Origin of the sequence: Bradyrhizobium sp. (assembly GCF_016462955.1) — a bacterium.
Classification (GTDB): Bacteria; Pseudomonadota; Alphaproteobacteria; order Rhizobiales; family Xanthobacteraceae; genus Bradyrhizobium.
In genome coordinates this window covers 1-5,686 of record NZ_JAEMSD010000138.1, presented here as the reverse complement: position 1 = coordinate 5,686, position 5,686 = coordinate 1, and the positions used below count along the sequence as shown (strand labels likewise).

Sequence of the window (5,686 nt, the reverse complement as noted above, 5' to 3'; positions counted from 1 at the left end):
CGTCTGGAGGGCCCGCTCGACAGGGTCGCCCTCGCCAAGGCGATCGACGACGTCGTGCGCCGGCACGAATCGCTGCGGACCGCATTCGCCTGGACCGGCGATGAGCCCGTAAGCCGCATCGCCGCACCGCGCACTCTTCGCCAGGTCTTGGCCATCGAGACGATCGGCGACGGTCACCCCCACAACAACAAGCGGCGCAAGGCGCTCGAACTCAAGAAGGTCAATCTCCTGATCCAGCGGGAGACCTACACTGCGATCGACACCACGCGGGCGCCGCTGCTGCGCGCCCGGTTGTTGCGGCTCCACGACGACGATCACGTGCTGCTGCTGACGCTGCATCATGCCATCGTCGACGGCTGGTCGATCGGCGTTCTGTTCGAGGAAGTGTCGCACCGCTATGCCGCACTGGCCGGATACGCCTCGGCGCCGCTGCCGAAGCCGCCGCCGGCCTTTTCGGATGTCGCACGCTGGCAGCGCTGGTGGTGCGGCACCGACGCCGCGCGCCGACAGGCTGCCGACTGGGTCGAGAATTTGCGCGAAGCGGGCCCTGTCTTCGGCGGCGAATCGAGCCCGCGCGCGTCGACCGGACACCATCCGATCAGCCTCGATCACGGATTGATCAGCCGGCTGACGGCGTTCGCCGGACAGCACAATGCCACGCTGTTCATGTGCCTGCTCACCGGCCTGAAGGCGATGCTGCTGGCCCGGACCGGCCGCACCGACATTGTGGTCGCAACCGCCATGGCCGATCGCGCCCAGCCGGACACCGAGCGGATCATCGGCCCGTTCGAGAACACGGTGATCGTCCGCACGACAATCACGCCGGATCTGTCGTTCGCGCAAGGTTTGGCGCGGGTGCGCCGGAGCGTGCTCGAGGCGCATGCGCGGCAGGAGCTGCCGTTCGAGGTCCTGGCCGACCGGTTGGAACAGGAGGGGATCGATCCGGCTTCGCTGCTCCAGGTCTATTTCACGCTGCAGAATCCGCTGCGCCGGCCGCTCGACCTGCCGGATCTCGCGATAACCTCGACCGGCAACGTCGCACGCGAAGGCCAACCGGTGCTGCCTATCGACCAGACCTGGTTATCGCTGATGCTCAAGGAACGTCCGACCGGCGTCACCGGCTCGTGCAATTACAAGCGTGATTTGCTAGACGGCCGGGAGGTCGGCGAATGGATGGAGGATCTCGTCGCGCTGCTGACGGCGGCCATCGCGCAAGCCAACGCACCGCTCGGCCGGTTGCTCGCACGCAGGGCCGCGTGACCCGGGCTCGGTGCGGACGACCACGGTCTCGTGCGCCAAAGCTGTGAATGTTCAAGTTGCACCTTGATTATTTGGCGTCACCGCGCAAGATTATTCGCACTTTTTGATTTGGACGATTATTTTGAATCGGGGGAGTGTTATGGGTTTCAGCAAATTTACCAAGAAGACCTCGCTCAGCGAGGAGGACCGCAAGGCGCTGCAGGACCTGCTCAATTTCGAGAAGGAGAAACTTCAGCTCGCGCTGAAGGATGTCGAAGACAGCCTTAAGGCCCTGCGTACGCCCAAGAAGAAATCCAAGAAAAAGAAGAAGTAAGATTCGTCGGTCGGGGACGCCGCACGATTCGTCGCGGATCGGCCGTTGCTTGTCGAGATTGGGGTCTCGCACAAGCTTGCGCCTGTAAACCGGCCTGCAAATCGACAAGAAGTCGCCTGGATGGACCGCTAGGAACGGTCCTCCCGGCTGATTCTTGCTCAGCTGTTTCTTCCGTCGGGACCGGAGATTTTGCCGCGCCTGACGCCATGGGCCCAATTGATGGCAGACGACAGAATCGAACTCTTTGTCGGGCTGATTGAGACCATTGACGCGCCGGGCGCGGTCGAGGCCTGCCGACGCCTGCTCTCGGTCGACGAACGGGCCCGGGCCGATCGCTTCGTGTTCGAGCGGCATCGGCGGCAATATATCTTCGCGCACGCCATGTTGCGCCTGGCGCTGTCGCAGGTCGCTTCCAGCGTCGCGCCCACGGACTGGTCGTTCGGCGCGGGCCGCTACGGCCGCCCTTTCGTCGCAGCGCCGGCCACCTCGGCCGCATTGCACTTCAGCCTGTCGCATGCCGACGGCTGCGTCGCATGCGTGGTGTCGCGGCACGAGGCCGTCGGAGTGGACGTCGAAACCGTGTCGCGGCGCGTCGCGCCGCTGTCCACCGCGCTTCGCTTCTTCGCGCCGGAGGAGGTCGAAGCGCTGCGCGGGCTGCCGGAGCCCGCGGCGATCGAGCGCTTTTTCGACTATTGGACGCTCAAGGAGGCCTATCTGAAGGCCAGGGGCTTTGGCCTGAATCTGCCGCTCGACGCCTTCGCGATGCAGGTGTCACGCGAGGCCATCGAGATCAGCTTCAAGCCCGACATCGCCGACGATCCGGACGGTTGGCGCTTCTCGCTCAGCTCGCCGTCGCCCTCGCACCGCCTCGCGATCGCCGATGGCTCCCGCACGCACGGCGGCCTTCCAATCAGCCGTCATGCCTGGCCGCTCCGGGAAGCGGCGGAATGACGCGGCTTCGGCCGCACCTCTTTCGCGCTTGCCGGGAGAGGCGAAGAGACCTCACCGCGCTTCTTCGAAGCCGGCCAGCACCGACGTCAGGTTCGCGCCGAGAATATCCGAGAGATAGCCGCCCTCCTGCACGAACACGGTCGGCAGCCCCATCTTCGCGATGGCCTGACCGATGCGGCGGAAGCCGGGGGTGGTGACCGCAAGTCCCTTCAGCGGATCGTGCTCGGAGGCATCGAGGCCGAGTGCAATCACGAGCGCGCCGGGTGCAAAGGATTCGATCGCCTTGCGCGCAAGGTCCAGCGCCTGCATGTAGCCGTCATCGCCGGTGCCGATGGCCAGCGGAATGTTGAGATTGGTGCCGAGGCCGGGTCCTTCGCCGCGCTCATGCGCGTAGCCCCAGACGTAGGGATAATACGCCACCGGATCCGCATGGATCGAGATCGTGTAGACGTCGGGCCGGGCGTAGAAGATGCCCTGCGTGCCGTTGCCATGATGGACGTCGACGTCGAGGATGACGACGCGCTCGTGCTGCTGCCGCAGATGCGCCGCCGCGATCGCGCTGTTGTTGAGGAAGCAGAAGCCGCCGGCCATGTCGCGATAGGCGTGATGGCCGGGCGGACGGCAGAGTGCGTAGACCGCGTCCTCGCCATCCATCACCATCTGCGCGGCGGTGACCGCGACGTCCGTGGCAGCGCAGGCGGCCGCCCACGTGCCCGGGCCGATTGGCGCGGCGGTATCGGCGGTGTGCCAGCCCAGCTTGCCGACGATGTGGGTCGGATAGGTCGCGGCATGTCGCACCGGGTGGATATTGCCGATCATCTCCGGGCCGGAATCGCCGAGCGCGGTCCAGGCGTCCCAGGCTTCGCTCAGGAAGGACAGATATTCCGGACTGTGAATGCGCGCGCGAGGCCCCTGCCCGAATTTGGTCGGCTCGACCAGCTGGTGCTTGCCCTCCTTCAGCCCCTTGAGCAGGCGATCGGCGCGTTCCGGCTGCTCAGTGGTACGCTTGACGACACCACGCACCAGGAAGAATTGCGGATCGTGGCTGCGGTGCAGTTCGGTATGGACGGCTTTCACTCAAACACTCCGTAGTCGCAGGTTCTCTCGACATGCCACGAAAGTCTTGATCCCCGCGGCGGCCAGATGCAAGCAAGAAGAATGCCGTACCTGCCGCGCCAGACTCAAGCCGGCTCTAGCAACGTCCGCGCTGGAGGCAATGCTCGCGGCCCGGCTGGTCGGTGCGGAAGGCCTCGATGAAGCCGCCCTGGCGCTGGGTGACGAAGACGGTCTTGCCGTCGCTGCCGCCGAAGGCGAGGTTGGTCGGCTCCTTGGCCTTCAGCACGATCTCCCGCTCGACGGCGCCATTGGGCTTCATCAGCGCGATCGTGCCCTTGAGAATGCGCGCGACATAGAGACGGCCGGCCATGTCGGTGCGCAGGCCGTCGACCGTGTCGGGCTGAAACGCCTTGACCAGCTTGGCGCCCGTCAGCTCGTTGCCGTTGATCGCATAGGACCAGATCTGGCCGCTGCTGGATTCCCCGACATAGAGTGTCTTGCCATCGGGGCTGAGATCGATGCCGTTGGTGGTGCCCATCGCACGCGGCGCCGACATCACTTGTCCCTGCACCGTGCCGTCCGCGCCCTTCGCAATCCGCCAGATGTGGCCTTCCCTGCCCTTCCAGTTCGGATCGCTCGCATAGATGGTGCCGTCGCGCGCAATGGTGATGTCGTTGGGCTGGTTCATCTCATCGGAGCGGAACCAGACGGCCGGCGCGGTCGCGCCCTTCGGGATCGCGAAGATGTTGTGCTTCTTGTAATCGGCGATGAACATCGTACCGCTACGGTCGAACCTGATGGCGTTGCCGATGCTGCCTTCGGGGAGCGTCGTGAACAGCTCCGACGCAATGCCGCCAGCGGGCAGCCTGCCGATCGTGCCGGGCTTGGCGAGATTGACGACGAAGAGATTGCCGTCGAGGTCGGCGGCAGGCCCCTCGATGCCGAAGGTGTATTCGCCCGCGGGCGATACCTGCGCGCTTTCGAACAGCTTCGTCTCCGCCTGCGCGGACGCCGCCGCGACGACGAGAACGATGCTACTGCACAGCCACCAGAAATTCCTGCCGGATGTAGTAGCCATCGCCGTCGGTGCACTCGCCGTTCAGATAGTGATCGGCCGGCCGGAAGAATCGGCTGAAGCCGGGTTTGTCTACAGCGCTCCTTTGTGTCACGACGACGACCTTGGCGGCCGGTATTTCGCCGCATTCCTTGTTGGTCCTGGCAAAGAACTTGCGCTGCGGCGGGCCGGGCTTGATCCGCATCCGCGTGCCCGGAACCATTCTTGCGACCAGCAGGTCTGCATTATCCAGCAGCCGCGTGTAACCCGGCTCGGTCTTCGGCAGGCCCTCGCCACCTGGCGGCATCAGCTTCTCCGCGCCCAAGCCGCGCAGGCGTGTGCGGAGCTTGCCGGCGTCGGGATCGTCGGGATAGATCCAGCCGTCCTGCGACAGCATGAAACGGAGCACGGCTCCGTCTTTCTCCGCCTCCGACTGGCCCGGCTTCAGGCCGAAATCCGAATGGCAGCCGACGCAGTGCCTCTCAACCAGGCCCTTGCGCAAGGTGGTGAGGCGCACGCTGTTCTGCGCGTCCCGGGCGACGAAAGCCGCGAGCTGGTCGATCATCGCCTGGCTGCGCGTATCGCACGGCAGCGGCGCCGGCGCTTCGCCAACGGCACGATCGATGCGGATCACGGTCTTGTTCTTGTCCTCGACCAGCCAGATCGCGCCGTCCTCGGCAACCGTCATGCCGACCGGCGCGCCTTGCGGCCGCGCGCCGTTGACGCGGTGCCAGCCGGCAATCAGCTCCTCGAACGGGGCGGCGGCGACCTCGCCGGCATCGGTCTGGAAGCTGCGCGTCGGATCGGCCGCGCAACTGACGCGATAGCTCACGGGGGCGGGGGCAGGCTTGGGGAGGCCGCGGTCGTCGACGTCATAGACGAGCAGCCGGCTTCCGGTCGGCCGATAGCCGTGCAGACTGATCAGCAGCTTGCCCTCGAGCTCCGGAAATCTTGCACCGCGATAATACAGCATCGCGAGCGGCGCACCGTGCGGCGGAAGCAGCGAGAGCGGCGCCTTGTAGAGCGGATTGGTCGTGCAGAGCGACTTGTAG

Annotated in this window: 5 protein-coding genes and 1 pseudogene; 3 read left to right on the top strand and 3 right to left on the bottom strand. The window is 65.6% G+C overall.

The genetic code is table 11. The features are described 5' to 3' along the window. From JHD07_RS16230 to JHD07_RS16220, 3 genes are all read left to right on the top strand, one after another. On the top strand, positions 1 to 1,260 hold a 1,260-nt coding region (locus JHD07_RS16230; protein WP_291623912.1), incomplete at its 5' end, for a condensation domain-containing protein. A 139-nt stretch (positions 1,261 to 1,399) separates the two neighbouring features. Then, positions 1,400 to 1,573: a hypothetical protein gene (locus tag JHD07_RS16225; protein ID WP_291623910.1), complete on the top strand. Its 174-nt coding sequence runs from the start codon at positions 1,400 to 1,402 to the stop codon at positions 1,571 to 1,573. Positions 1,574 to 1,762: 189 nt separating this feature from the next. After that, positions 1,763 to 2,524, top strand: a complete 762-nt coding sequence (locus JHD07_RS16220) for a 4'-phosphopantetheinyl transferase superfamily protein (protein ID WP_291623908.1) — start codon at positions 1,763 to 1,765, stop codon at positions 2,522 to 2,524. Positions 2,525 to 2,575: 51 nt separating this feature from the next. On the opposite strand, the gene JHD07_RS16215 is transcribed toward JHD07_RS16220, so the two are convergent. From JHD07_RS16215 to JHD07_RS16205, 3 genes and pseudogenes are all read right to left on the bottom strand, one after another. Continuing rightward, a complete protein-coding gene (locus JHD07_RS16215) occupies positions 2,576 to 3,601 on the bottom strand; it encodes a histone deacetylase family protein (RefSeq protein WP_291623906.1) in 1,026 nt (341 codons plus the stop codon). 115 nt (positions 3,602 to 3,716) lie between these two features. After that, complete coding sequence (locus tag JHD07_RS16210) at positions 3,717 to 4,658, bottom strand: SMP-30/gluconolactonase/LRE family protein (RefSeq protein ID WP_291623905.1); 942 nt, start codon at positions 4,656 to 4,658, stop codon at positions 3,717 to 3,719. Then, positions 4,615 to 5,686: pseudogene (locus tag JHD07_RS16205) on the bottom strand (sugar dehydrogenase); the annotation flags it as partial. The gene JHD07_RS16210 and the pseudogene JHD07_RS16205, both read right to left, overlap by 44 nt.

Excerpts from the sequence above, each read along its gene's own strand:
- JHD07_RS16210 (WP_291623905.1), bottom strand. The coding sequence starts at position 4,658 with ATGGCTACTACATCCGGCAGGAATTTCTGGTGGCTGTGCAGTAGCATC.
- JHD07_RS16225 (WP_291623910.1), top strand. The coding sequence starts at position 1,400 with ATGGGTTTCAGCAAATTTACCAAGAAGACCTCGCTCAGCGAGGAGGAC.